General features: G+C 60.9%; 22 protein-coding genes and 2 tRNA genes. 16 read left to right on the top strand and 8 right to left on the bottom strand.

Going from position 1 to position 24,704, the window contains the following annotated elements:
* Positions 1-104: 104 nt before the first annotated feature.
* The gene (yhbY, locus tag RVY79_RS06260) at positions 105-431 is read right to left on the bottom strand and encodes a ribosome assembly RNA-binding protein YhbY (protein ID WP_317463194.1); all 327 of its coding nucleotides are present in this window, start codon (positions 429-431) and stop codon (positions 105-107) included.
* Between the two features lie 255 nt (positions 432-686).
* Here yhbY and rlmE point away from each other — a divergent pair, with 255 nt between their 5' ends.
* The 15 genes from rlmE (at position 687) to pnp (ending at position 16,252) form a co-directional block, all read left to right on the top strand.
* On the top strand, positions 687-1,319 hold the full coding sequence (gene rlmE, locus RVY79_RS06265; RefSeq protein ID WP_317463195.1) for a 23S rRNA (uridine(2552)-2'-O)-methyltransferase RlmE: 633 nt from the start codon (positions 687-689) through the stop codon (positions 1,317-1,319).
* 138 nt (positions 1,320-1,457) lie between these two features.
* Positions 1,458-3,419, top strand: coding sequence for an ATP-dependent zinc metalloprotease FtsH (ftsH, locus tag RVY79_RS06270; RefSeq protein ID WP_317463196.1), 1,962 nt, complete (start codon positions 1,458-1,460; stop codon positions 3,417-3,419).
* A gap of 197 nt (positions 3,420-3,616) precedes the next feature.
* Complete coding sequence (folP, locus tag RVY79_RS06275) at positions 3,617-4,408, top strand: dihydropteroate synthase (RefSeq protein WP_317463243.1); 792 nt, start codon at positions 3,617-3,619, stop codon at positions 4,406-4,408.
* Positions 4,405-5,766, top strand: a complete 1,362-nt coding sequence (gene glmM / locus RVY79_RS06280) for a phosphoglucosamine mutase (protein WP_317463197.1) — start codon at positions 4,405-4,407, stop codon at positions 5,764-5,766. Before folP ends, glmM begins: the two co-directional genes overlap by 4 nt.
* A gap of 64 nt (positions 5,767-5,830) precedes the next feature.
* Positions 5,831-6,580: a triose-phosphate isomerase gene (gene tpiA / locus RVY79_RS06285; protein WP_317463198.1), complete on the top strand. Its 750-nt coding sequence runs from the start codon at positions 5,831-5,833 to the stop codon at positions 6,578-6,580.
* A 4-nt stretch (positions 6,581-6,584) separates the two neighbouring features.
* Positions 6,585-6,944 carry a preprotein translocase subunit SecG gene (gene secG, locus RVY79_RS06290; protein ID WP_317463199.1) on the top strand — a complete coding sequence of 120 codons (360 nt, stop codon included), beginning with the start codon at positions 6,585-6,587 and terminating at the stop codon, positions 6,942-6,944.
* Between the two features lie 137 nt (positions 6,945-7,081).
* Positions 7,082-7,168: transfer RNA gene (locus RVY79_RS06295), tRNA-Leu, on the top strand.
* Between the two features lie 108 nt (positions 7,169-7,276).
* Positions 7,277-7,353: transfer RNA gene (locus RVY79_RS06300), tRNA-Met, on the top strand.
* Positions 7,354-7,489: 136 nt separating this feature from the next.
* Entirely contained in the window at positions 7,490-7,951 is a 462-nt protein-coding gene (rimP, locus tag RVY79_RS06305; protein ID WP_317463200.1) for a ribosome maturation factor RimP, read from the top strand.
* Between the two features lie 26 nt (positions 7,952-7,977).
* Positions 7,978-9,471: a transcription termination factor NusA gene (nusA, locus tag RVY79_RS06310; RefSeq protein WP_317463201.1), complete on the top strand. Its 1,494-nt coding sequence runs from the start codon at positions 7,978-7,980 to the stop codon at positions 9,469-9,471.
* Positions 9,472-9,498: 27 nt separating this feature from the next.
* A complete protein-coding gene (infB, locus tag RVY79_RS06315; RefSeq protein WP_317463202.1) occupies positions 9,499-12,048 on the top strand; it encodes a translation initiation factor IF-2 in 2,550 nt (849 codons plus the stop codon).
* A gap of 56 nt (positions 12,049-12,104) precedes the next feature.
* A complete protein-coding gene (gene rbfA / locus RVY79_RS06320) occupies positions 12,105-12,503 on the top strand; it encodes a 30S ribosome-binding factor RbfA (protein WP_317463203.1) in 399 nt (132 codons plus the stop codon).
* Positions 12,503-13,426 carry a tRNA pseudouridine(55) synthase TruB gene (gene truB / locus RVY79_RS06325; protein ID WP_317463204.1) on the top strand — a complete coding sequence of 308 codons (924 nt, stop codon included), beginning with the start codon at positions 12,503-12,505 and terminating at the stop codon, positions 13,424-13,426. The genes rbfA and truB overlap by 1 nt, the downstream gene beginning before the upstream one ends.
* 175 nt (positions 13,427-13,601) lie before the next feature.
* Positions 13,602-13,871: a 30S ribosomal protein S15 gene (gene rpsO, locus RVY79_RS06330; RefSeq protein ID WP_317463205.1), complete on the top strand. Its 270-nt coding sequence runs from the start codon at positions 13,602-13,604 to the stop codon at positions 13,869-13,871.
* 248 nt (positions 13,872-14,119) lie between these two features.
* Positions 14,120-16,252, top strand: coding sequence for a polyribonucleotide nucleotidyltransferase (pnp, locus tag RVY79_RS06335; protein ID WP_317463244.1), 2,133 nt, complete (start codon positions 14,120-14,122; stop codon positions 16,250-16,252).
* Positions 16,253-16,394: 142 nt separating this feature from the next.
* Here pnp and RVY79_RS06340 read toward each other — a convergent pair whose 3' ends face one another.
* The 5 genes from RVY79_RS06340 to pcnB form a co-directional block, all read right to left on the bottom strand.
* The gene (locus RVY79_RS06340) at positions 16,395-17,573 is read right to left on the bottom strand and encodes an acetyl-CoA C-acetyltransferase (protein WP_317463206.1); all 1,179 of its coding nucleotides are present in this window, start codon (positions 17,571-17,573) and stop codon (positions 16,395-16,397) included.
* 127 nt (positions 17,574-17,700) lie between these two features.
* Positions 17,701-18,552, bottom strand: a complete 852-nt coding sequence (panC, locus tag RVY79_RS06345; protein ID WP_317463207.1) for a pantoate--beta-alanine ligase — start codon at positions 18,550-18,552, stop codon at positions 17,701-17,703.
* Complete coding sequence (gene panB / locus RVY79_RS06350) at positions 18,552-19,340, bottom strand: 3-methyl-2-oxobutanoate hydroxymethyltransferase (protein WP_317463208.1); 789 nt, start codon at positions 19,338-19,340, stop codon at positions 18,552-18,554. Before panB ends, panC begins: the two co-directional genes overlap by 1 nt.
* A gap of 112 nt (positions 19,341-19,452) precedes the next feature.
* A complete protein-coding gene (folK, locus tag RVY79_RS06355; protein WP_317463209.1) occupies positions 19,453-19,959 on the bottom strand; it encodes a 2-amino-4-hydroxy-6-hydroxymethyldihydropteridine diphosphokinase in 507 nt (168 codons plus the stop codon).
* Positions 19,934-21,358 (bottom strand): polynucleotide adenylyltransferase PcnB, encoded by a 1,425-nt coding sequence (gene pcnB / locus RVY79_RS06360; protein ID WP_317463210.1) that lies wholly within the window; start codon positions 21,356-21,358, stop codon positions 19,934-19,936. The genes folK and pcnB overlap by 26 nt, the downstream gene beginning before the upstream one ends.
* A gap of 403 nt (positions 21,359-21,761) precedes the next feature.
* Between pcnB and RVY79_RS06365 the strand changes: the two genes are divergently transcribed.
* A complete protein-coding gene (locus tag RVY79_RS06365) occupies positions 21,762-21,980 on the top strand; it encodes a hypothetical protein (RefSeq protein ID WP_317463211.1) in 219 nt (72 codons plus the stop codon).
* 267 nt (positions 21,981-22,247) lie between these two features.
* On the opposite strand, the gene RVY79_RS06370 is transcribed toward RVY79_RS06365, so the two are convergent.
* Entirely contained in the window at positions 22,248-23,603 is a 1,356-nt protein-coding gene (locus RVY79_RS06370) for a sigma-54 dependent transcriptional regulator (RefSeq protein WP_317463213.1), read from the bottom strand.
* Between the two features lie 172 nt (positions 23,604-23,775).
* Positions 23,776-24,651, bottom strand: a complete 876-nt coding sequence (gluQRS, locus tag RVY79_RS06375; protein WP_317463214.1) for a tRNA glutamyl-Q(34) synthetase GluQRS — start codon at positions 24,649-24,651, stop codon at positions 23,776-23,778.
* Between the last annotated feature and the right edge of the window lie 53 nt (positions 24,652-24,704).

Consider the following 24,704-nt stretch of genomic DNA (forward strand, 5'->3'; position numbering starts at 1 on the left):
AGCATGAAGTAGGAAGAAAAACACCCCGCAGGATGGTTGCGGGGTGTTTTCGTCGCTAGCCTATCGCACTTTGTGGGTTTCCAGCTCGCGCGAAGCGCGGTCGCTCAGCGCCGCCCGTGGTGGTTTTCGAAGCGCTGGATGTTGGACAGCTTGGGGTTGACGCGAGGGTTGTGACGATAAAGCAACGCGATCTTGCCGATCGTCTGGACGAGTTCGCTGTGGCTGGCCTCGGTCAGTTCGGCGATCACTGCTTGGCGGTCGTCGCGGTCGCCGATGGCAAGCTTGACTTTGACCAGTTCGTGATCTTCCAGTGCGCGTGCGAGTTCGGCCAGAACGCCTTCGGAAAGCCCGTTCTCTGACACCGTCACAACGGGGTTCAGGTGGTGGCCGATGCTACGAAATGCTTTCTTTTGTGCCTGTGACAAGCTCATGGTATCGTGACTGTTCCGGGTTGGCGGACACTCGGCGTGTCACCGAGGGCGTTATAAGAATGCGAGCAGGTCGCATGTCGGTGCAGTTGCTGACGATCGCTCTAGACTGTGGCCAATGCGATACGCAGCGCCGAGAAAAGATTGAACGCGCCATGTTACGGGGAAAGCGGCGTCTTGGAAAGGCCGTGTCGCCCGCTTAGCTAGCCCGCTCCCGCCTTCCGGAAAGGTTCTGATTGCTACCGATTTAGGTGACCCGTGGCACGATCCTCGCATACTAGCAAGAGCTCGGCCTCTTGGCTCAAGGAGCACTTCGACGATCGCTACGTGCAGCGTTCGTGGCAAGATGGCTATCGTTCGCGGGCAAGTTACAAGCTTCTCGAAATCGATGCCAAGGATGCGCTTCTCAAGCCGGGCATGACCGTCATTGATCTTGGCGCCGCGCCAGGTGGGTGGAGCCAGATCGCCGCCGACAAGGTCGGGACCAAGGGCTGCGTGGTGGCGTCCGATATCCTGGAGGTGGATGCCTTGGCGGGCGTCACGTTCGTGCAAGGCGATTTTACCGAGATGGACGTGCTAGAGCGGGTGCTTGCCGCCTTGGGTGGGCGTCGTGTCGACCTTGTGATGTCTGACATGGCCCCCAATATGAGTGGTATGGCGGCCATCGATCAGCCGCAGGCGATGTATCTCGTCGAGCTAGCGCTTGATCTGGCACGTCAAACCTTGTCGCCTGGGGGGCGCTTTCTGGCCAAGGTCTTCCAAGGAGAAGGGTTCGATGCATATTTGAAGGAGCTGCGCAGCAGTTTCCGCAAGGTGACGACTCGCAAGCCGGAAGCCTCGCGTGCCCGTTCGCGAGAAGTCTATCTGCTTGCAGAAGGATTCCACGGCTGAGCTTGCGCCCATGGGACACAAACGCTGATGCATCGGCTCGATAGTCATAATGACTTGGTAGTCGAAACGCCTCGTGTGGTGTAGTGTCCGAATAATGGTCCTGCTTGGCAGACAGTTGCATGCAATGAGGGTATTCCCTTGAACGACATGGCGAAGAACCTGATTCTCTGGTTGGTCATCGCGGCGGTATTGCTGACGGTGTTCAACAATTTCAGTACCGAAAGCGCACCTCAGACGATGAGCTACTCTCAATTCGTCCAGCAAGTGCAGAATGACCAAGTGCGCAGCGTGACGATCGCAGGGTACACCATCAATGGTGTGCGCGAAGATGGTACGAAGTTCCAGACCATCAGGCCCGCAGCGCAAGATCCCAAGCTGATGGACGATCTGCTGGCGAATGACGTCACAGTGGTGGGCAAGAAGCCCGAGGAGCAGAGTCTATGGACGCGCCTGCTCGTGGCCAGCTTCCCGATACTGATCATTCTGGCGATCTTCATCTTCTTCATGCGTCAAATGCAGGGAGGCGCCGGCGGCAAAGGCGGGCCGATGAGCTTTGGTAAGTCCAAGGCCAAGCTCCTTACCCAAGACCAGATCAAGACTACCTTCGCTGATGTGGCGGGGTGTGACGAGGCCAAGGAAGAGGTCGAAGAGCTCGTCGATTTCCTCAAGGACCCCAGCAAGTTCCAGCGACTGGGTGGGCAGATTCCTCGAGGTGTCCTGATGGTGGGACCGCCGGGTACTGGTAAGACGTTGTTGGCTCGGTCAATCGCTGGCGAGGCCAAGGTACCGTTCTTCTCGATCTCGGGGTCCGACTTCGTGGAGATGTTCGTTGGTGTAGGGGCGTCGCGTGTCCGTGACATGTTCGAGCAAGCCAAGAAGCAGGCGCCGTGCATCATTTTCATCGACGAAATCGATGCCGTCGGGCGTTCGCGTGGTGCCGGCATGGGGGGCGGCAACGACGAGCGCGAGCAGACGCTTAACCAGTTGCTGGTCGAGATGGACGGTTTCGAGGCCAACGAGGGCATTATCGTCATCGCCGCGACCAACCGCCCCGATGTGCTTGACCCCGCGTTGACGCGGCCGGGACGTTTCGATCGTCAGGTCGTGGTGGGGCTGCCCGATATTCGTGGGCGTGAGCATATTCTGGGTGTGCATCTGCGCAAGGTGCCGCTGGGCGACGATGTTCAGCCTAGCTTCATCGCTCGCGGTACGCCGGGCTTTTCAGGCGCCGATCTGTCCAACTTGGTTAATGAGGCGGCGTTGTTCGCGGCGCGCCGCAACAAGCGTCTGGTGGGCATGGACGAGCTCGAGATGGCCAAGGACAAGATTCTGATGGGTGCCGAGAAGCGCTCGATGGCCATGTCCGAGAAGGAAAAGAGCAACACTGCGTATCACGAGTCGGGGCATGCGATCATCGGGCTGTTGATGCCCGAGCATGATCCCGTCTACAAGGTGACGATCATCCCGCGCGGCCGTGCGCTGGGCGTGACGATGTTCCTGCCGGAAGAAGACCGGTATAGCCTTTCCCGGCAACAGATCATCAGCCAGATATGCTCGTTGTTTGGCGGTCGTCTCGCCGAGGAAATGACGCTAGGACCGAACGGTGTCACCACGGGTGCGTCCAACGACATCAAGCGCGCCACCGAGTTGGCCCATAACATGGTCGCCAAGTGGGGCCTCTCCGAGGAGATGGGGCCGCTGATGTACGACGAGGACGAGTCGCATCAGTTCCTGGGTGGTCCTGGTCAGGGTGGTAAGCTCAAATCTGGCGAGACCACGACGCGACTCGACAAGGAAGTACGTCGCATCATCGACGAATGCTATACCAAGGCGCGTCAGATCCTCGAAGACAATCGCGATAAGCTGGATCTAATGGCTGAGTCGTTGATGCAATACGAGACTATCGACGCTAATCAGATCCGCGAGATCATGGAAGGTCGCAAACCGCGTCCCCCCGAAGATTGGGACGACAATGGACCGACCTCTGGGTCGGGACAGCCTGTAGGAGCGTCGGAGGAAGATCCCGACACCAGCATTGACGAAGATGACGATGCGAGGCGGCGTCCCTCGGACCCGTTGGGTGGGCCGGCCGGCCACTAATATCAATTTTGTGCCATCTTCCAACGGGCGCCGCTATGCGGCGCCCGTTGGCGTTTGGAGCGTGCTTACACTCCGATCGCTGCATGGTAAGGTAGAAGTTTGACGTTGCAACGGCCCTGATCATGCAAGACCGATACGCCATGCCCACGCAGTTACGCTGTGGGCGCCATCAGCTCGACCTTTCGTACCCCCGTGTCATGGGAATCCTCAACGTCACGCCGGATTCGTTTTCCGATGGTGGTCGCCATAATACGTTGGACGAGGCCCTGCGGCACGCCGAGTCCATGCTGGCCGAGGGGGCGGCGATCATCGATATCGGTGGCGAGTCGACACGTCCCGGTGCTTCCCCGGTGCCGCTTCAGGAAGAGCTGGATCGCGTGCTGCCGGTGGTGGAGCGTTTGGCCAACGAGTTGGATGCATTGGTGTCGCTGGATACCAGTCGCGGTGAAGTGATGCGGGAGGCGGCGTCACGAGGCGCGGGCATGATCAATGACGTGCGCAGTCTGCGCTGGCCCGGCGCGCTGCAGGCTGCGGCGGCGAGCGGTCTGCCGGTGTGCGTGATGCATATGCTGGGTGAGCCCACCGACATGCAGCGGGCGCCGCATTACGAGGCACCGATCGAGGAAGCGGTGGCCACGTTCCTTGAGGCGCGTATCGCCGAATGCGAGGCGGCGGGAGTTCGGCGCGACCAGTTGGTTCTCGACCCGGGCTTTGGTTTCGGCAAGCGTGTCGAACATAACCTGCGCTTGCTGAATCGTATGCAACCATTGACTGATTTTGGGCTCCCCATACTGGCTGGTATGTCACGTAAGAGTATGATTGGCAAAGTGCTGGCGCGCCCCGTCGAGGAGCGCCTGCCGGGGGGGTTGGCGCTCGCCACGATGGCGGTGGAGCGTGGGGCGCGTATCGTGCGCGTCCACGATGTGGGGCCGACGGTGGATGCGGTCAATATGACTTGGGCAGTGCTAAAGGAAGGCACCGACGCATGACACGACGCTATTTTGGAACCGATGGTATTCGCGGCACGGTGGGAGAGCCTCCCATTACTGCCGATTTCGTATTGAAGTTGGGCTGGGCGATGGGTCGAGTACTGTCGCGTCACACAGGGCGCAAGTCGCGCGCCAAAGTGTTGATCGGCAAGGATACGCGGATATCGGGTTACATGTTCGAATCCGCGCTGGAAGCGGGACTATCGGCAGCAGGGGTCGACGTATCCTTGTTGGGGCCGATGCCCACGCCGGGTATCGCGTACCTGACGCGGACGTTCCGTGCCGATGCGGGAATCGTCATTTCTGCGTCGCACAATCCGTTTCAGGATAACGGCATCAAGTTCTTCTCCGCCGAGGGCGTCAAACTTGCCGATGCCGTCGAGGAGGAGATCGAGGCACAGCTCGAGCAGCCGCTATCCACGGTCGCGCCGGCGGCCTTGGGCAAGGCGCTGCGTATCTCGGATGCCGCGGGACGCTACATCGAATTCTGCAAGTCCACGGTGCCTGACCGTCTGACGCTGGAAGGCCTGAAGGTAGTGCTCGATTGCGCGCATGGCGCAACCTACCACATCGCGCCCAGTGTGTTGCGCGAACTGGGCGCCGAGGTCAGCTTGATCGGCGTCGATCCGGATGGGCTCAATATCAACCAGGGTGTGGGGTCCACGCATCCCGACGCCTTGCGCGCGACGGTGATTGAGCGTGGCGCCGATCTCGGCATGGCACTGGATGGCGATGGCGACCGGGTGATTCTCGTTGATGCCGAGGGGCATGAGGTCGACGGCGACGATATTCTTTATCTGATTGCTCGCGACCGGAAGATGCGCGATATGCTAGGCGGCGGCGTGGTCGGCACGCTGATGTCCAATTTTGGTCTTGCGGCCGCGCTGGAGGCCTTGGGTATTCCCTTTGAGCGGGCCAAAGTCGGCGACCGTTATGTGATGGAGCGCTTGGCAGCTAACGGCTGGCAGTTGGGGGGTGAGTCCTCCGGGCATATTGTCTGCGGCCATGTACAGTCGACCGGAGATGGGATTGTGTCTGCGCTTCAGGTGCTGGCGATCATGGTGCGCGAGTCATCGTCGCTGTCGGGCCTGCTCAAGGGTTTCGAGAAAGCGCCGCAAGCGTTGATCAACGTACGCCTGCCCTCCAATGTCGACAACGAGGCGCTGCTGGCCAATGAGCAGGTACGTCATGCCGTTGCCTCAGTCGAGGCAGAGCTGGGCGACGAAGGGCGTGTGCTGTTACGGCCTTCGGGCACCGAGCCCTTGATCCGGATCATGGTTGAAGGGCGGCCCCATTTCGATGTTGACGCGCTGGCTAAGCGCATCGCGGATGATATCGAGGGGCAAATGGCGCGCTGAGGCGCGCATATTGTGTTGTCAATACGCCTCCTATACCATGGCGCTCCATTCGGAGGACTGTTCTATGCGCACGCCGCTGATCGCGGGCAATTGGAAGATGAACGGCTCGCACGCGCTGGTGGATGCGTTCGGCCGTGCCTTTGCCGACGCCGCGCTTCCCGATTCGCTGGACGTCGTCGTAGTGCCGCCATTCCCTTATCTTGATGCGGCGCGTCGCGCGTTGGCCGACGTATCCGTGCAACTTGGCGCACAGACGCTCAATCCCTCGCATGCTGGCGCGCACACTGGCGAGGTCAGTGGGCATATGCTCAAAGAGTTCAGTGTCGACTATGTGCTCGTCGGTCATTCGGAGCGGCGGGCGCTTTATCGTGAAACCGATGATGATGTCTATGACCGCTTGCTGGCTGCATTGAATGTCGGTATTCAGCCGATTTTGTGCGTCGGTGAGACGCTCGAGGAACGCGATGCAGGGCATACCTTTGATGTCGTGTTGCGCCAGGTCGGCCATGCGTTGGCCCCCCTCGAACCCGAACAGCGTGCTCGAGTGACGATCGCTTACGAGCCGGTGTGGGCCATCGGCACGGGACGTACGGCGACGCCTGAGCAGGCGCAGGACGTCATGGCCGCTATTCGCGAGTACCAGGCCGGTTTCGATCCCGGTCTGGCTCAGGCAATGCGGTTGCTTTACGGCGGTAGCATGAGCGCGGCCAACGCGGCCGAGTTGCTGGCGCAGCCGGATATCGACGGCGGCCTGGTGGGCGGCGCTTCGCTCAAGGTCGACGATTTTCTAGCCATTTGTCATTCAGCAAGGTAGCGCGATGTATATTGGGGTGTTGTTGGTTCATGTGGTGATCGCCATTGCCCTGGTGGTATTGGTGTTGCTACAGCAAGGCAAGGGGGCCGATGCCGGTGCGTCCTTCGGGGGCGGTGCTTCGCAAACGGTCTTCGGGTCGCAAGGCAGCGGTAGCTTTCTCGCCAAATTGACGGGCGTTCTAGCGGCGGTTTTCTTCGCGACGTCGCTAGGCCTGGCGTACTTGGTCTCTCAGGAGGGGGATGCGCCGCAGGAAGGCGTGCCTGATGCGCAGGTCATCGAGCAACAAAAATCCTCGCCATCTATTGACGAAGAGCAACAAAGCGAGCAGAATGCAGCGCCAGTGCTCGAGGACGGCGGCGAATAAATTCAACGTCGTCATTGAGTTAGCTCATCGAGTTGATCAGTGAAACACAAAGACTGGTGCTTGATGAGTGGTAGCAGGTGAAGCGATGCATACGAAAGGTACCTAGTGTCTTGTGTCGCGGTAGCCTGGCCCCTGTTGCCGAAGTGGTGGAATTGGTAGACACGCTATCTTGAGGGGGTAGTGACCTCATGGTCGTGCGGGTTCAAGTCCCGCCTTCGGCACCAAATTGAGTCGATGTAAGCTATTGACCCAATTAGAGATTGGCAAAATTATGACGATAGTTGGGCGCCTTGACCTTACAAGAGGCGATCAGTATAATCGTCAGCCATTGATGCGGGGTGGAGCAGTCTGGTAGCTCGTCGGGCTCATAACCCGAAGGTCGTCGGTTCAAATCCGGCCCCCGCTACCAAGTTTTTTACGAAAGGCCCCTTCCTATGAAGGGGCTTTTTGTTATCACTTGCGACGATAACGCCAATCAGCCACCTAGCTTTCCTCTTTACTCCTGGTCAGGTGCCTGATGCAACTGCTAGTGGGAGCCTCTGTCTGTGGCAAACAAGGACGCTGCACTGAAAGCGCTCATCGAGCCGGTCGTGACGGCCATGGGTTTCGAGCTCTGGGGAATCGACTACCTTGCCCAGGGTAAACACTCCCGATTGGTCATCTATATCGAGAACGCCGAGGGCGTGACCGTGGATGACTGCGCATCTATCAGCCGTCAGGTCAGTGGCGTGCTGGATGTGGAAGACCCCATCGCGGGAGAATACCGATTGGAGGTGTCTTCACCGGGGATGGATCGCCCTTTGTTCACGCTCGAGCAATTCGCGAGTTTCAAGGGTAGCCACGTCAAGCTGAAGTTGAGTACGCCTTTCGAAGGGCGTCGCAAGTTTCAGGGCCAACTGGCCGGCGTCGAGGGCGACGAGATTTTGCTGCATCTCGACGGACAAGAGTATTGCTTTCCCATCGAAAGCATCGAGCAGGCGCGGGTGGTGCCTCAGTTCGATAATTAAGGACAGCTTTTCTGCGAGGCATAGGCATGAGTAAAGAGATTCTGCTGGTCGTGGATGCGATCTCGAACGAGAAGGGGGTGCCGCGAGAAGTGATCTTCGAGGCCGTGGAGTCAGCGCTGGCGAGTGCATCGCGCAAGCGTTTCGACGGTCAGGAAGTGAGCACCCGCGTCAAGATCGACCGTGTCAGCGGCGAATACGATACGTTTCGTCGTTGGACTGTCGTCGATGACGAGGCGTTCGAGAATCCGGACAGCGAGATCCCGTTCTCCGAGGCCGCGCATCGCGACCCGCCGTTGGCCCTCGGCGATGTGGTCGAGGAGCAAGTCGAGTCGGTGGCCTTCGGGCGCATCGCCGCCCAGACCGCCAAGCAGGTCATCGTACAGAAGGTACGCGAAGCCGAGCGGGCCGAGGTCGTGCGGCAATACGCCGAGCGTGAAGGCGAATTGGTGGCGGGCATCGTCAAGAAGACCACGCGTGAAGGTCTGGTGGTCGATCTGGGAGAGAACGCCGAGGCGTTCCTGCCACGCAGTGAGATGATTCCTGGCGAACGATATCGTATGAACGAGCGGGTCCGTGCTCTGCTATGGAAGGTCGATGCCGAGGCGCGTGGCTCGCAGTTGATCTTGACGCGTACGCGTCCCGAAATGATCGTCGAGCTCTTCAAGATCGAAGTGCCTGAGATCGCCGAGCAACTGATCGAGATCAAGGGCGCGGCGCGCGATCCGGGCGCACGTGCCAAGATCGCGGTGAAGACCAATGATAAGCGTATCGACCCGGTCGGTGCGTGTGTCGGCATGCGTGGATCGCGCGTGCAAGCGGTGTCCAACGAGCTGCGTAATGAGCGCGTGGACATCATCACCTGGGACGACAACCCGGCGCAATTGGTGATCAACGCCATGGCGCCTGCGGAAGTCGGCTCAATTCTCGTCGACGAAGATGCCCACTCCATGGATGTCGCCGTTGCCGAGGATAACCTGGCGCAGGCCATCGGCCGCAGCGGCCAGAACGTTCGCTTGGCTTCCGAGCTGACAGGCTGGACGCTCAACGTGATGACCGAAGAAGAGGCCGAAGGCAAGCGCGAGCAAGAAATCGACAGCCTGATCGAGTACTTCATCAATCACCTCGAAGTCGACGAGGAACTGGCGCGTCTACTCGTCGAGGAGGGGTTTACCTCGCTCGAAGAGCTGGCCTACGTGCCGCTTGAAGAGTTGCTCGAAATCGAGGAATTGGATGAAGCACTGATCGAGACGCTGCGCGCTCGAGCCAAGGACGAATTGCTGACGCTGGCCATTGCCTCCGAAGAGGCGCTGGATGGCGCGCAGCCCGACGACGACCTCCTTGAAATGGAGGGCATGGAACGTCACTTGGCATTCACGCTCGCCAGTCGAGGCATCGTCACTCGCGAGGACTTGGCCGAGCAGTCCATCGATGATCTCAAGGACATCGACGATGTGGACGAAGAGCGCGCCGCGGCGCTGATAATGACCGCTCGTGCGCCTTGGTTCGAGAGCGAACAGTAATCTGGTCACGGGCTCAGGAGGGTCGTAATGTCAGACATGACCGTTAAGGATTTTGCCAGCAAGGTGGGGCGCGATGTGTCCCGTCTGCTGGAGCAGATGCAAGAAGCAGGTCTCTCCCATAAGGCCGAAGGCGATGCGGTATCCGAGGAGGACAAGCAGCGCCTTCTCGAACACCTGACGCGTAGCCATGGTGGGGACAGCGGCGCGACGAAGAACCGCGTGACGCTGACGCGCAATACCAAGAGTCGCATTCGCTCGGGCGATGGTCGGGGCAAGGCCATCGACGTGCAGGTGCGCAAGAAGCGCACTTACGTCAAGCGTGAGCCAGAGCAGGCCGAAGAAGCACCGGCTGAAGAATCTGGTCCGCGCCAGTTGGTCGGTGATATGGCGGATGCCAAGCAGGCTCAGGCCGCCGAAGCTGCCGAAGCCGCTAAGGCAGAACAGGCCGCTGCCGAAGAGGCTGCACGAGCGAAAGCGCAGGAATCTCAGGAAGCCGAGACCGCCAAGCCAGCCGAAAGCGAGACGCCAAGCACGCCGGAAGTTCCCGTGCCCGAGGAGATCGCGGCACCGGAAACCACGAGCGAGCCCTACGTGGAGGCGCCGCCGAAGGAGCCGCGTACACCGAATCGGCGTGGTCAGACGCATCACAAGAAAGAAACCGAGCGTGGCCGCAAAGGCGGTCGTGATGACGATGACGAGCGTCGCGATCGCAGCGAACGTCGCCGTGGCAACGCCAAGAAAGCCAAGCGTTCCGAGCGTCGTGGCGGTCGTCGCGGTGGTGGTCGCGATAACCAGCATGGTTTCCAGAAGCCCACGCAGCCCATCGTGCGCGAAGTCGGCATCCCCGAGTCGATCAGCGTCGCCGAGTTGGCCGACAAGATGTCGATCAAGGCCAACGAGGTCATCAAGGCGATGTTCACCATGGGTGCGGCGGTGACTATCAACCAGACCATCGACCAGGACACGGCGGCCATCGTCGTCGAAGAGATGGGCCACAAGCCCAAGCTGGTCAAGGACGATGCGCTGGAGACGGAAGTACTCGAGGCCATCTCCTACGAAGGCGACGAAATTACGCGTGCACCGGTCGTCACGGTGATGGGCCACGTCGATCACGGCAAGACCTCGCTGCTCGACTTCATTCGCCGCACCAAGGTCGCGACCGGTGAGGCCGGTGGCATCACCCAGCATATCGGCGCTTACCACGTAGAGGACCGGCACGGTGGCGTGACCTTCCTCGATACTCCGGGCCACGCGGCGTTCACCGCCATGCGTGCGCGCGGTGCCCAGGCGACTGATGTGGTCATCCTGGTGGTCGCGGCCGACGATGGGGTCATGCCACAGACCGTTGAGGCGATCGAGCATGCCAAGGCGGCCGGCGTGCCGATGGTGGTTGCGGTCAACAAGGTCGACAAGGAAGGCGCGGATTTCGACCGCATTCGCAATGAGCTGTCCCAGCACGGTGTCATCTCTGAAGAATGGGGCGGCGATACGCAGTTCGTACATGTCTCGGCCAAGACCGGTGACGGTATCGATGCATTGCTCGAGGCGGTACTACTGGTCTCTGAGGTGCTCGAGCTCAAGGCGGTGCCGGACGCACCGGCCAAGGGCGTCGTCGTCGAATCCCAGTTGGACAAGGGCCGTGGTCCGGTGGCGACCGTGCTGGTACAGAACGGCACGCTCAAGCGGGGCGATATCGTCCTGGCTGGTTTGCACTATGGTCGCGTTCGCGCGCTGGTCAATGAAACCGGCACACGCGTGGAAGAGGTCGGCCCGGCCATGCCGGTCGAGATTCAGGGCCTCGATGGTACGCCCGAAGCCGGTGACGAGTTCATCGTCGTGGCCGACGAGAAGAAGGCACGTGAAGTCGCCAACTTCCGTCAGGGCAAGTACCGCGAAGTGCGTCTGGCTCGTCAGCAGAAGGCCAAGCTGGAGAACATGTTCAGCCAGATGGGCCAAGACGAAGTGGCCAAGGTCAACATCGTCCTCAAGGTCGATGTGCAAGGCTCCTTGGAAGCGATTCGTGGCGCCCTGGAAGAACTCTCCACCGACGAGGTCAAGGTCGCGGTCGTGTCCTCTGGTGTCGGCGGTATCACCGGCACCGATGCCAACCTGGCGGTGGCCAGTGACGCCATTCTGGTCGGTTTCAACGTGCGTGCCGATGTGTCCGCGCGGGAAATCGTCGAACGGGAAGGCTTGGATCTGCGCTATTACAGCGTGATCTATCACCTCATCGACGAGGTCAAGCAGGCCATGAGTGGCATGCTGGCGCCGGAGTGGAAAGAAGAGATCGTCGGTGTGGCCGAAGTGCGCGAGGTGTTCCGGGCGCCCAAGATCGGTGCCGTGGCAGGCTGCATGGTCGTCGAAGGCACCGTGCATCGTCACAAGCGGATTCGCGTACTGCGTGAGAACGTCGTCATCTACGAAGGCGAGCTGGAATCCCTGCGTCGCTACAAGGATGATCTTGGCGAGGTCCGCAGCGGTATGGAATGCGGTATCGGCGTCAAGAACTATAACGACGTTCAGGTCGGCGACAAGATCGAGGTCTTCGATCAGGTCAAGGTCGAGCGTAGCCTGTAACGTATGGCGGACGACGTGTCGTCCGCCATCCGAGTGGCGAATCGCGGGAGATAACGATGCGCGAATTCAAACGTACCGATCGCGTGGCCGATCAACTGCAGCAGGAGTTGGCTGTCCTCATCCAGCGTGAGATCAAGGATCCGCGCCTGGGGATGGTCACCGTCAGTGCGGTGACGGTCAGTCGCGATCTGGGCTATGCCGATATCTACATCACGCTGCTGGGTGAGAACGATGCCACGCGCATCGATGAAAACCTCAAGGTGCTGCGTCATGCACGGGGTTTCCTGCGCAGTCAGATCGCCAATCGTGTCAAGCTTCGGCATGTGCCGGAGCTACGCTTTCATTATGATGAAAGCGTCGTGCGCGGTCAGCGTCTGTCGTCGTTGATCGATGAGGCGGTCGCCGATGATCGTCGCCGCCACGGCGATGAAGAAGACGAAGACGAGGTACGTTGATGGCGCGACGTCGTCGTGGCCTGCCGGTAGATGGCGTGCTGCTGCTCGATAAGGCTCAGGGCATATCGTCGAACCGTGCCTTGCAGCAGGTGCGTCGTCTGTACGAGGCGCAAAAAGCCGGCCATACCGGTACGCTGGATCCCATGGCGACCGGCTTGCTACCGATTTGCTTTGGCGAGGCGACGAAGTTCTCCGCCTATCTGCTCGATGCCGACAAGACGTATCGTACATGGGTCAGGCTAGGCGAGATGACCGACACCGGGGATGCCGAAGGCTCGCTGGTCGAGCGTCATCCGGTGCCGGCGTTTGCCGAATGCGACATCGAAGCCGTACTGGCACGGTTTCGGGGGGACATCGAGCAGGTGCCGCCGATGTATTCGGCGCTCAAGCATCAGGGGCGTCCGCTGTACGAGCTGGCTCGCGAAGGCAAGCAGGTCGAGCGTGCGTCGCGCCGCGTGAAGGTTTATGATATGCGCCTGCTGTCGTGCGCGGCTGAAGGCTTCGAGCTCGAAGTCCGTTGCAGCAAGGGTACTTACATCCGCACTCTGGCTGAAGACATCGGTCAGGCACTGGGGTGCGGGGCGCACATTACGTACCTGCGTCGGCTTCATAGCGGGCCCTTCGATGCCGATTCCATGCACAATCTCGAGGCGCTCGAGCAACTGGACGGACCCTCGCGTCAGGCGCAGTTACTGCCCCTTGATGCAATGTTGCCTCATGTGCCTTCGCTTGAGGTGGCGGCCATCGAATCGCACCGACTGCTACATGGGCAGCGGGCCAGGGTGGATACTGGCGCGTTGGTCTCGGATGCGACGGCGCGATTGTATCATGATGGTATTTTCTTGGGGCTCGTGCGCGTCACGACGCCGGGGGAGGTCGCGCCGCGACGCTTGCGAAATACCGCCTCGCCCGTCAACGAGTGAGGCGTGAAACCCGGCGAGTGCCATGTACGCCGGGGCGTGCCGAGCCTATTGGCATGCATGAAGGCTAGCCAGCCTTTGACATGGTGCCCGTATTTCACGGGTAGTACCTGGAGACTGCAAATATGCGTGGTCTCCGACATTCATTGCTCAGGCATATTGTTTACTGGAGAGAGAAATGGCACTGACCGCTGAACAGAAAGCCACCATCGTTAGCGAATACGGTCGTGGTGAAGGCGATACCGGCTCCCCTGAAGTTCAGGTGGCCCTGCTATCCGCCAATATCGATGGCTTGCAGGATCACTTCAAGATCAACAAGCAGGATCACCACTCTCGCCGTGGTCTGATTCGCATGGTCAACCAGCGTCGCAAGCTGCTGGATTACCTGAAGCGCAAGGATTTCGAGCGCTATCAGTCGCTGATCCAGCGTCTCGGCCTGCGTCGCTAAGGAAAAGCGCGCTCGCGACGGGGCAAGCATGGGGCCATGATGGCTTCTTGCGCGCCTGCCACGTTCGCGGCGACTTTAATCACGCTAGCGCCGACGCATGGTTGTTTGAAACGGGCAGTCCTTCGGGCTGCCCGTTTTTTATTTGGTCGTCGTCGCATGTCGTAATGAGTGGCCCCGTGGCGCGTGACCTCCTAAAATGGTCGCCGAGTCTAGACGACCCATACATGAGAAAAGTTAAGGACATTGCCGTGAACCCGGTCAAGAAAACGTTTCAGTACGGTCGCAGTACCGTCACCCTGGAAACGGGCCGTATTGCCCGACAGGCTACCGGTGCCGTGATGGTCACCATGGACGACACTGTGGTGCTATGCACCGTGGTGGCCAAGAAAGACGCCAACCCCGCTCAACCCTTTTTCCCGCTTTCTGTCCATTATCAGGAAAAGACCTACGCTGTGGGCAAGATCCCCGGTGGTTTCTTCAAGCGTGAAGGACGTCCCACCGAGAAGGAAACTCTCACCTCGCGTTTGATCGATCGGCCGATCCGCCCGTTGTTCCCCAAAGGATTCATGAACGAAGTGCAGGTCGTGTGCACGGTGCTTTCCACCGACCGCAATCATGACCCGGATATCGCGGCGATGCTGGGTACGTCCGCAGCGTTGGCTATCTCCGGGGTCCCCTTCAATGGCCCGATCGCTGCCGCGCGCGTTGGCTTCACCGAAGACAATGGCTATTTCCTCAACCCGACGGTGGAAGAGCTCGGCAGTTCAGAGTTGAACATGGTCGTGGCCGGCACCGAGAAAGCCGTGCTGATGGTCGAGTCCGAGGCCAACGAGCTGCTCGAGGATGAAATGCTCGGTGCAGTGCTTTACGGCCATCAGGAAATGCAGGTCGCGATCGCCGCAATCAACGAGTTGACCGCCGAGGCTGGCAAGCCGCGTTGGGATTGGCAGCCCGCTACCGAGAACACCACCTTGAAAGAGACCCTGGCGTCTGGCTTCGAAGCCAAGGTGGGTGAGGCTTACCGTATTACCGACAAGATGGCGCGTCAGGATGCCTTGTCGGCGTTGAAGGGCGAAGCGGTCGCGCAACTGGCTGATGAAGAGCAGGGCCAGTTCGACGCGGACGAGGTCAAGAGCGCCTTCGCCGGCCTCGAGAAGCGGGTGGTGCGTTCACGTGTGATCAGAGGCGAGCCGCGTATCGATGGCCGCGATCACAAGACCGTGCGCCCGCTGGCGATCGAGGTCGGTAATCTGCCCAAGACGCATGGCTCGGCGGTGTTCACGCGTGGCGAGACCCAGGCAGTCGTGGTTGCCACGCTAGGGACGCTGCGAGATGCGCAGTTGATCGAGTCGCTGGAAGGTGAGCGCAAGGACCGTTTCCTGTTGCACTACAACTTCCCTCCCTACAGCGTCGGCGAAGCTGGTTTCATGGGCGGTCCCAAACGCCGCGAGATTGGCCATGGACGCCTCGCGCGTCGTGGTGTGCAGGCCATGCTGCCCAGCGAGGAAGACTTCCCCTACACCATTCGTGTGGTGTCCGAGATCACCGAGTCCAACGGCTCCAGTTCCATGGCGTCAGTGTGTGGCTCCTCCTTGGCGCTCATGGATGCCGGCGTCCCGCTCAAGGCCCCGGTGGCGGGTATCGCCATGGGTCTGGTCAAGGACGACGATGGCTTCGCGGTGTTGACCGATATCCTCGGTGACGAGGACCACCTGGGTGATATGGACTTCAAGGTTGCGGGTTCCGTGAACGGCGTGACCGCGCTGCAGATGGATATCAAGATCGAGGGCATCAACGAAGAGATCATGGAGACCGCGCTGCAGCAAGCTCACGCAGCGCGCCTGCATATCCTCGAGCAGATGAACACCGTCATTGGCCAGAGCCGTAGCGAAGTGTCCGACAATGCCCCCTCGATGGCCACGATCAAGATCGATCCGGACAAGATCCGTGATGTGATCGGCAAGGGTGGCGCGACCATTCGCAAGATTTGCGACGATACCGGTGCCTCCATCGATCTCGACGACGATGGTACCGTGCGTATTTACGCCGAGGACAAGACAGCTGCCAAGGCGGCGATCGATACCGTGCTGGCGATCACCGCCGAGCCTGAGATCGGCAAGCTCTATCGCGGCAAGGTGGCACGCATCACCGACTTTGGTGCTTTCGTCACCTTCATGCCGGGTACCGACGGGCTGGTGCATATTTCGCAGATCGTCCCCGAGCGTGTCAACGACGTGCGCGACTATCTCAGCGAGGGTCAGGACGTCATCGTCAAGGTACTCGACATCGATAACCGCAACCGTGTGAAGCTTTCCATCAAGGAAATTACCGCGGAAGAAAAAGCGGCTTTCGAGGCGGAAGTAACTGAACCCGAGTCGTAAGCCTCTGGCAAGCTGAAAGCCGGAAGCGGGAAGAAAAACCGCCCCCATGGTCTGCCATGGGGGCGGTTTTTTATGCATAGGAGGCTCAAAAGATGGGCCCCGAGAGTCAATCCCGGGGCGCGTCGAGCTTCGAGCTGGCGCGTCAGCGCTCGATGGCCAGCGCCACGCCTTGTCCTCCGCCGATGCACAGCGTCGCCAGCCCCTTCTTGGCGTCGCGGGCAATCATCTCGTGCAGCAATGTCACCAGGATGCGGCAGCCGGAGGCGCCGATGGGGTGTCCCAGCGCGATGGCGCCGCCATTGACATTGATCTTGGCTGGATCCCAGCCGAGCTCCTTGTTGACGGCGAGCGCCTGGGCGGCGAAAGCCTCGTTGGCTTCGATCAGGTCCAGCTCGTCGAGTGACCAACCCGCGCGTTCCAGACACCGCCGCGTAGCAGGGGCGGGACCGATGCCCATGATCGCCGGGTCGACCCCGGCATTGGCATAGGCCTTGATCACCGCGAGAGGCTCCAGCCCCAGGGCTTTCGCTTTCTTTGCCGAGCAGAGCATGGTCACGGCAGCGCCGTCGTTGAGCGAGGAGGCATTGCCGGCAGTGACGGTGCCATCGCGCTTGAAGGCGGGGCGCATGCCGGCGAGCTGTTCGGCGGTCACGCCCGCGCGAGGTCCTTCGTCGGTAGTGACATGGAGCGGATCGCCTTTGCGCTGAGGGATCTCGACCGGCACGATTTGTCCGGCGAAACGGCCTTCCTCGATGGCTGCAGCCGCCTTTTGTTGCGATGCGGCGGCAAAGGCGTCCATATCCTCGCGGGTGATGGCGTATTTGGCGGCAAGGTTCTCGGCGGTAATGCCCATGTGAATATCGTTGAAGGCGTCCCACAGGCCGTCGCGGATCATCGTGTCCACAGCCGTCCAGTCGCCCATGCGTTGGCCGGTACGCGAGTTCGGCAGCACGTGTGGGGACAGCGACATGTTCTCTTGGCCACCGGCAATGATCAACTCGGCGTCGCCACAGCGGATGGCCTGTGTGGCCAAATGCAGTGCCTTGAGGCCGGAGCCGCAGACCTTGTTGATGGTCATCGCCGGTACGGCGGAGGGAAGCCCGGCGTTTATGGCCGCTTGGCGGGCAGGGTTCTGACCACATCCGGCGGCCAGCACCTGACCGAGCAGAACCTCATCGACCTGTTCGGGCGCCACGCCGGTATGCGCGAGCAAGTCCGCGATGACCGTGGCGCCGAGCTGGGTCGCGGGGAGGCTGGCGAGGGCGCCGCCGAAACTGCCAATGGCGGTGCGCCGTGCCGCTACGATCACCACGTCTTCCATGAGAGTCTCCTATCAGCCTAGAGGGGCGATACACTCAGAATAGGCGAGTCCGGTGCTGCGCGACAATCGGGTAATAGGTGTAGACCGTCGGTATACCGACATAATGTGACGAAGATCAGGCGACTGATCAGCGCGGCAAGTTGACCGGGAGATTGTCGATCAAGCGGGTGGTGCCGAGATGCGCGGCGACGAGAAGAATCGCTTCATGGGTATCCAGCGCAACCGGCCCCAGGTCCCAGGCGCAACGCAACTCCAGGTAATCGGGTTTGAAGCCCGCCGCCGCGAGACTCGCCAGTCCCTCACGCAGCGCCGAGGCCGGGAGTTCGCCGCCTTGCAGTGCGTCACGCACCTGGCACAGGGTGCGGTACAGTGCGGGCGCGCGCTGGCGCTCCGCGGTGCTCAGATACGCGTTGCGTGAGGAGAGCGCCAGGCCGTCTGCGGCCCGTTGGGTGGGCACGCCGACGATGTCGATCGGGAAATGCAGGTCCGCGACCATTTTGCGGATTACCGTCAATTGCTGGTAATCCTTGCGCCCGAAGTAGGCGATATCGGGCTGCACGAGATGAAAGAGCAGGCTGACGACCGTGGCTACGCCGGTGAAATGCCCGGGCCGGTTGGCGCCGCACAGTCCTTCCGACACCTGAGGCACACTGACCTGAGTGTGATGGTCGCGGCCCTGGGGATAAAGCATCTCGGCACTGGGGGCGAAGACGATATCGCAGCCGTGGCTCGCCAGCGCTTGGGTATCGGCCTCGAGCGTTCGCGGATAGCGCTCGAAGTCCTCGCCGGCTCCGAACTGCAGGGGATTGACGAAGATGCTGGTGACCACCACGTCGGCGTCACGGCGCGCGGCGTCGACCAGAGCCAAATGCCCGGCGTGCAGATTGCCCATGGTCGGTACCAGGGCGATGCGCTGCCCGTCGCGGCGTTGGGGATTCAGGTGGGCACGCAATTCGGCGATGTCATGCAGCGTCAACATCAAAAACAATGCTCCTCGGCGGGGAACTGGCGTGTCTTGACGGCGTCGTTGTAGGCCGCGAACGCGGCCTGAATGCTGTCTTGGCCGGTCAGGAAGTTCTTGGTGAAACGTGGTGGCCGCCCGGTCACGCCGAGGATGTCATGCATGACCAATATCTGGCCATCCACGTCGGGGCCTGCGCCGATCCCGATGACCGGAACTTCCACTGCATCGCGCACGGCCCGGCCCAGTGAGGCGGGCACGCACTCGAGCAGGATCACCGAGGCACCGGCATCGACCAGCAAGCGGGCGTCGTCGACGATGCGCTGAGCGTCATCCTGTTCGCGGCCTTGCACCTTGTAGCCGCCGAACTGATGCACGCTCTGCGGTGTCAGCCCGAGATGCGCGCATACCGGCACGCCTCGCCGTGTGAGGGCGCGCACATCATCGTGCATCCAGCCCGCGCCTTCGATCTTGACGAGCTCGGCACCGGCTCGCATCAGGGCGCCGGCATCATGCAGCACTTGGTGCGTGTCGGCGTTGCTCATGAAGGGTAGATCGACCATCAATAGGCTACGCTGCTTGCCGCGCGCCACACAACGTGTGTGATAGAGGATGTCGTCGAGGGTCACGGGAATCGTGCTGGCATGACCCTGCAGCACCATGCCCAGCGAATCTCCCACCAGCAGCACATCGATGCCGGCGGCGCCCGCATGCTGCGCGAACGAAGCATCGTAGGCCGTCAGGCAACTGAACGGTTCGCTGGCACGCTTGAAGGCATTGAGGTGGCTCAAGGTGACGGTTTTCATGAGACATTCCATGCTGTGGCGGCCCGCGGGGGCCTAGGAGAAATGTTACCGCAAATGTTACTTCAGGGTGGCGAGAGTGTGGATCGGTAACAAATTGGCTGCAACTCGACTTTTAGGGGAGAAGACGGTACAGGTCTGCATCATCATGGTGCGTCGCCAGGTTGGCGCTGGTCTCGCCTGCAAGTGCCACCTCGGGGGCGAGCTCCGCCAGGGGAACGATCACGAAGGAACGCTCTCGCATGGCCGGATGGGGAAGTGTCAGGCGAGGCGTTCGCCATTCGAGATTCGCGTAGAGCAAGAGGTCGAGATCCAACGTGCGCGGTCCCCAATGGCGTTGGCGCACCCGGCGATGGCGTTGCTCGAGTGCCTGCAGTTGATCGAGCAACGCTAGCGGCGAGAGTCGCGTGAATACGCGGGCAACGGCATTGACGAAGTCGGGTTGATCCTGGGGACCCACTGGCGCTGAGGCATACAGGGAGGAATGCCCCGCCAAGTGGGTCAGCGGCAGGGCATCGAGTTCGTTCAGGGCACGCGAGACATGCTCGCGCGGCCCGTCCAGATTACTGCCCAGGCCGATATAGGCCGCTACGCGGTCACTCCTGGCGCCCGTCATTGCCATTATTGCCATTCCCGGAAGGCGGGTTGCGCCGCCGCCGCCGACGGCGCTTGGGGCGATCGGAAGTGCCGGCCGGGGAACCACTGGTCTTGGCGATCAGGCGTGCCTGCTCGTGGTCGTCGCCTTCCTGGAAAGCCGTCCACCAGTCGCCGAGTCCGGGGTCGATCTCACCGGCGCTTTCTCGCAGCAAGAGAAAGTCATAAGCGGCGCGGAAACGGGTATGCTCCAGGGTTTGGAAGGCGCGTTTGCCACGACGCTGAGGTAGGCGTTGCTGAAGGTCCCAGATTTCGCGCATCGGCATGCTGAAACGCTTGGGGATCGAGGTGTGTTGCAACTGCCGAGAGATACTTTGCTGCGAGGCGGTCTGTTGTGCAGGGATCGGCGGCATGCCGTCGCGCTCGAGGCCTTCGGCGCGTAGACGCATCCCGGGCCACAGCATGGCGCCATACAGAAATGCTGGCGTGACGGGGCGTTCTTCTTGGATGCGCCTGTCGGTGTTGATCAAGGCCTGCTCGATCAGCGGCTTTGCCCACGCGCGTTCTGCGATGGCCTCTTCCGCCTCCGGGAACAGCATGGCGAACAGGCCGTACTCGCGGAGTAACTCGAAGGTGCGCAATGCTTGCCCGGAGAGGAAGAGCTTGAGCACCTCCTCGAACAGGCGTGCTGGGGGGATCTGCAACAACAAGGGCGCCAATTCGAGAATCGGGGTCTCGGTGCGCGGCTCGATGTCGAAGTCCAACTTGGCGGCGAAACGCACGGCACGCAACATGCGCACCGGATCCTCGCGGTAGCGTACCTCAGGATTGCCGATCAAGCGCAGGGTGCGGGCTTCGAGATCGCGCACGCCGTCGGCCCAGTCGTGTATCGAGAAGTCGGCGATGTTGTAGTACAGCGCGTTGACCGTGAAGTCGCGACGTAGTGCGTCTTCCTCGATGGTGCCCCAGACGTTGTCGCGCAGCAGTAAACCGTCGTCGGATTGCTGGGAATGCGTCGTGTCGTGATCCTCGTCGGGTCGTCCACGAAAGGTCGTGACCTCGATGATTTCGCGGCCGAAGCGCACGTGAACGATACGGAAGCGGCGCCCGATGATCCGGGAGTTGCGAAACAGTGTGCGCACCTCTTCCGGCGTGGCGTCGGTGGCGATATCGAAGTCCTTTGGGGTTTCGCCCAACAGGGAGTCACGTACACAGCCGCCCACCAGGTAAGCCTCATGGCCGGCGTTGTGCAAGCGATATAGCACTTTGAGAGCACTGTCGCTGAATAAACGCCGTGATACGTCGTGCTGGTCGCGTGGAATAACGCGCAGCGTGGGCGTGGAAGGACCGGAGGACTCTTGGGCGCCAAACAGGGTCTTCAAACGTTCACCGGGGCGTTGGAGAAAGCGGGTAAATCCTTTGAACATGCGTCGTTAACGACTCGCGGAAAGCGAAGTGGCTTAGTGTAAGCCGACACTCCCTGGCTTGCAAAGAATGTGGCGTTCGGGGGAACGGGAGCAGACTATCGGAGATCGGCGTGCAATGCATCACATTAGAAAGGGGAGACCCGATGGGCCTCCCCCTAAGATATGCTATGCAACGTCCTTGCTGCTATTTCTTCTTCGTGATGGCGCATCGCCTTGAATACGCACCACAGTCACCAATGGGATCCGGCAGGCAAGCAGTGTTCTTATTGTTGTGGCTCTTCCCGCGTGGTGACCACCTCGTATTCAAAACAATAATCCAACCACGACGACATCGTTTCTCCCGACGTCTTGTTGTTGTTGTCGGGATGCTCCGGGCGAGGGCGTTGTTCTTGTTGGGCCTCGCGTGAAGCGTCGCGTCCTGGTTCGGTTCCGGATTCCGGCCAGCTTGTTATTGTTGGTGGTCGGCTCGCGTTGCGTCTCGTTTATTGTTGTTGGCGATTCGCTTGCGATGTTCCAGTCCGGCGGTGTTGTGTTTGTTGTTGCCGATGCCGGGCTGAGCACCTGGGCATACGTTGTTGTGGTTGTTCGTGCGCCACAGGCGTCCGGTTGTTGTTTTTCTTGATCTATATATTGCAGTGGCCATGCCACTGTGTGTTTTTTATTTTTAAATCAATGTGTTGTGGTTGTTACTGAAAGTTCCTGGCGTGTAGAAAGCGTGTGGTGTTACCGAAGTTGCCGCATAACGGGGCATTCCTTGTGTGGGATGGTAACAACTGGTGCAGCCGCCTCTTCTCAATGGCGCATAGGGTCTCTAAAAAGTCTGAAGGATGCGCTTAGACCATAGTCGCGATAAGGGCAGAAAAGTGTTCGAAAGCGGCATTGGGGCGTATCACGCCGGACGGCGAGCGTTCTTCTTGCGTGGGATACCCAGCCGTTGGCGGCGTTCCCACAGGCATTTGCGGCTGATGCCCAGCTTCTGGGCCAATTCGGTTTCACTCATCTGCGCTTGATGCTCGAGGACGAAATGCTGGAAGTAATCTTCCAGGGACAGGTCGTCGTCGGGTGCATCGTCCTCCTCGGGGGCGTCGGACAGTGCGGCGCCCGGTTCCTGTCGGCGTTCCAGTGGGAGGCCGAGATCGTCGTGGTGAATGAGGTGACCCTCGGCGAGAATGACGCCGCGTTCCAGGGCATTTTCCAGCTCGCGCACGTTACCGGGCCATGCATAGCCCAGGATGTCGTGGCGAGCGGCACGCGATAAGCGCAATCCCGGGCGTGCATGGCGGGTGCAAGCACGCTCGAGCAGAACCTGAGCAATGGTGAGGATATCGTCGTCGCGTTCGCGAAGCGGTGGCAATTCGATCTGCATGACATTGAGGCGATAGTAGAGGTCGAGCCTGAATTCGCCGCTGCGTGACAGAGAGTGCAGATCGCGATGCGTCGCCGCGATCAGGCGCACATCGACGTAACGCGTTTCCACCGAGCCGATACGCCGAATCTCGCCTTCCTGCAGTACCCGTAGCAGTCGCGCCTGAGCATCCAGGGGCAGCTCGCCGATCTCGTCGAGAAAGAGCGTACCGCCATCGGCGGCTTCGACCAGGCCTGTGCGTGCACTGTTAGCCCCTGTGAAGGCGCCCTTTTCATGACCGAAGAGTTCGGATTCGATCAGGGTTTCGGGGATCGCGGCGCAGTTGACGCAGATCAGCGGTGCCTTGGTGCGGCGGCTCTGGCGATGCAGGGCGCGCGCGACCAGTTCCTTGCCGGTGCCCGATTCGCCCTGTACCAGCACGGTGACGTCGGCCGGAGCCGTCTTGCGAATGCGTTCGTAGACACGTTGCATGGCGACGCATTCGCCGATCATGCCGCGAGGAACACCGCTGGGAGTGGCGGTTTCCTTGGGCGTCGGGCGTGACAGCACACGTGACACGGTCGCCAGGACGTCATCGTCATCGACGGGCTTGGCAATACAGTCGACGGCGCCTTCCTTGAGTGCGATCACGGCCTTGCGCAGGCTGGCGTGGTCGGTCATGACCAGCACTGGGGTCGGGGCACTCAGCGCGAGCATCTGTGTGCCGTCTTCTCCCGCCAGTCGTAGGTCGCAGACCACCAGGTCGAACGTCTGCGGGGCCAGTACTTGGGCGGCGTCGAGCGACGCAGCGGTCGCGACGCGGTACGCCTGGCGCTCGAGGAGTTCCTTCAGGGCCTGGCGGGGGGTAGCTTCGTTTTCGACGATCAGAATTCGGCTCATGGGCCTCATGGTCGCGTGAATGCATGGGGAGTGGCCGAACGTCGGCTCTGGCGGCGCTCGCTGGGTTTGTATCCTGACGCCTGCCGGCTGGACGAATCAAGCCACGGGGCGTGCGACCATGGCATGATAAGGATGTCGCCCGAAGATCGACCCGCAGCGATGTTAGACGCTATCAGGGTGCGCCTGTCGTGATGTGACGCAAGCGTTCGGGGTTCCAGGCGTTGATGGCCGCGTCGAGTTGGTCGGCCACGCGAGCGTGCGACATCGCGCAAGGTGGCTGTTGGCCGAGTCGCTGCAAGGCGTGGTGCAGGGTGTGGCGAATGCCGGGCGTATCGGTGGGAAGGGCTGGGGCGAGATTCTGCTTGGAGAGCTTCTGGCCGTTGTCGCCGAGTACCAGAGGAAGGTGCAAATAGCGTGGCGCCGGGAAGTCCAGTGCGTCCTGCAACTGACGCTGCCAGGGAGTGTTGTCGAGCAGGTCGGCGCCGCGCACCACGTCGGACACGCCTTGATCGGCGTCATCGACGACCACCGCGAGCTGATAGGCCCAGAAGTCATCCTTGCGCTTGAGGACTACATCGCCCAGTTCGGCGGGGTCGAAGCATTGGTGACCCAGGCGCCGGTCTTCCCATTCGATGGGGCGCGTACCGAGGTCGCTACGTAGCCGCCAGGCCAGGGGGCGTTCGGGATGCAGGGGCCCTTGCCGGCACCAGCCAGGATAGATAGCGTGCCTGCGCCATTCCTTGCGCGAACAGCTGCATGGATAGGCAAGTCCCCGCTCAACGAGACGCTCGAGTGCTGCTTGGTAGTCCGCGTGACGCTCGCTCTGATAGTGCACGCTGCCATCCCAGGTCAGGCCGAAGGCCTCCAACTGTCGGAGAATGGTATTGGCGGTGCCTGCGGGGCAGCGTGGCGGGTCGATATCCTCGATACGCACGAGCCAGCGCCCCTGGGCGTGGCGTGCGTCGAGAAAGCTTGCCAGGGCCGCGATCAGGGAGCCCAGATGGAGGGGCCCCGAAGGTGTCGGTGCGAAACGACCGATATACGACATGACTGACGTGACCTGCGCAATGACAAACGGGCACCCGAGGGTGCCCGTCGATA

This window comes from Chromohalobacter sp. HP20-39 (assembly GCF_033052815.1).
Taxonomy (GTDB): domain Bacteria; phylum Pseudomonadota; class Gammaproteobacteria; order Pseudomonadales; family Halomonadaceae; genus Chromohalobacter.

Coding starts and splice junctions, on each gene's coding strand:
- yhbY (WP_317463194.1), bottom strand. CDS start 431: ATGAGCTTGTCACAGGCACAAAAGAAAGCATTTCGTAGCATCGGCCAC.
- folP (WP_317463243.1), top strand. CDS start 3,617: ATGGGAATCCTCAACGTCACGCCGGATTCGTTTTCCGATGGTGGTCGC.
- glmM (WP_317463197.1), top strand. CDS start 4,405: ATGACACGACGCTATTTTGGAACCGATGGTATTCGCGGCACGGTGGGA.
- tpiA (WP_317463198.1), top strand. CDS start 5,831: ATGCGCACGCCGCTGATCGCGGGCAATTGGAAGATGAACGGCTCGCAC.
- secG (WP_317463199.1), top strand. CDS start 6,585: ATGTATATTGGGGTGTTGTTGGTTCATGTGGTGATCGCCATTGCCCTG.
- nusA (WP_317463201.1), top strand. CDS start 7,978: ATGAGTAAAGAGATTCTGCTGGTCGTGGATGCGATCTCGAACGAGAAG.
- infB (WP_317463202.1), top strand. CDS start 9,499: ATGTCAGACATGACCGTTAAGGATTTTGCCAGCAAGGTGGGGCGCGAT.
- rbfA (WP_317463203.1), top strand. CDS start 12,105: ATGCGCGAATTCAAACGTACCGATCGCGTGGCCGATCAACTGCAGCAG.
- truB (WP_317463204.1), top strand. CDS start 12,503: ATGGCGCGACGTCGTCGTGGCCTGCCGGTAGATGGCGTGCTGCTGCTC.
- rpsO (WP_317463205.1), top strand. CDS start 13,602: ATGGCACTGACCGCTGAACAGAAAGCCACCATCGTTAGCGAATACGGT.
- RVY79_RS06340 (WP_317463206.1), bottom strand. CDS start 17,573: ATGGAAGACGTGGTGATCGTAGCGGCACGGCGCACCGCCATTGGCAGT.
- panC (WP_317463207.1), bottom strand. CDS start 18,552: ATGTTGACGCTGCATGACATCGCCGAATTGCGTGCCCACCTGAATCCC.
- panB (WP_317463208.1), bottom strand. CDS start 19,340: ATGAAAACCGTCACCTTGAGCCACCTCAATGCCTTCAAGCGTGCCAGC.
- folK (WP_317463209.1), bottom strand. CDS start 19,959: ATGGCAATGACGGGCGCCAGGAGTGACCGCGTAGCGGCCTATATCGGC.
- pcnB (WP_317463210.1), bottom strand. CDS start 21,358: ATGTTCAAAGGATTTACCCGCTTTCTCCAACGCCCCGGTGAACGTTTG.
- RVY79_RS06370 (WP_317463213.1), bottom strand. CDS start 23,603: ATGAGCCGAATTCTGATCGTCGAAAACGAAGCTACCCCCCGCCAGGCC.
- gluQRS (WP_317463214.1), bottom strand. CDS start 24,651: ATGTCGTATATCGGTCGTTTCGCACCGACACCTTCGGGGCCCCTCCAT.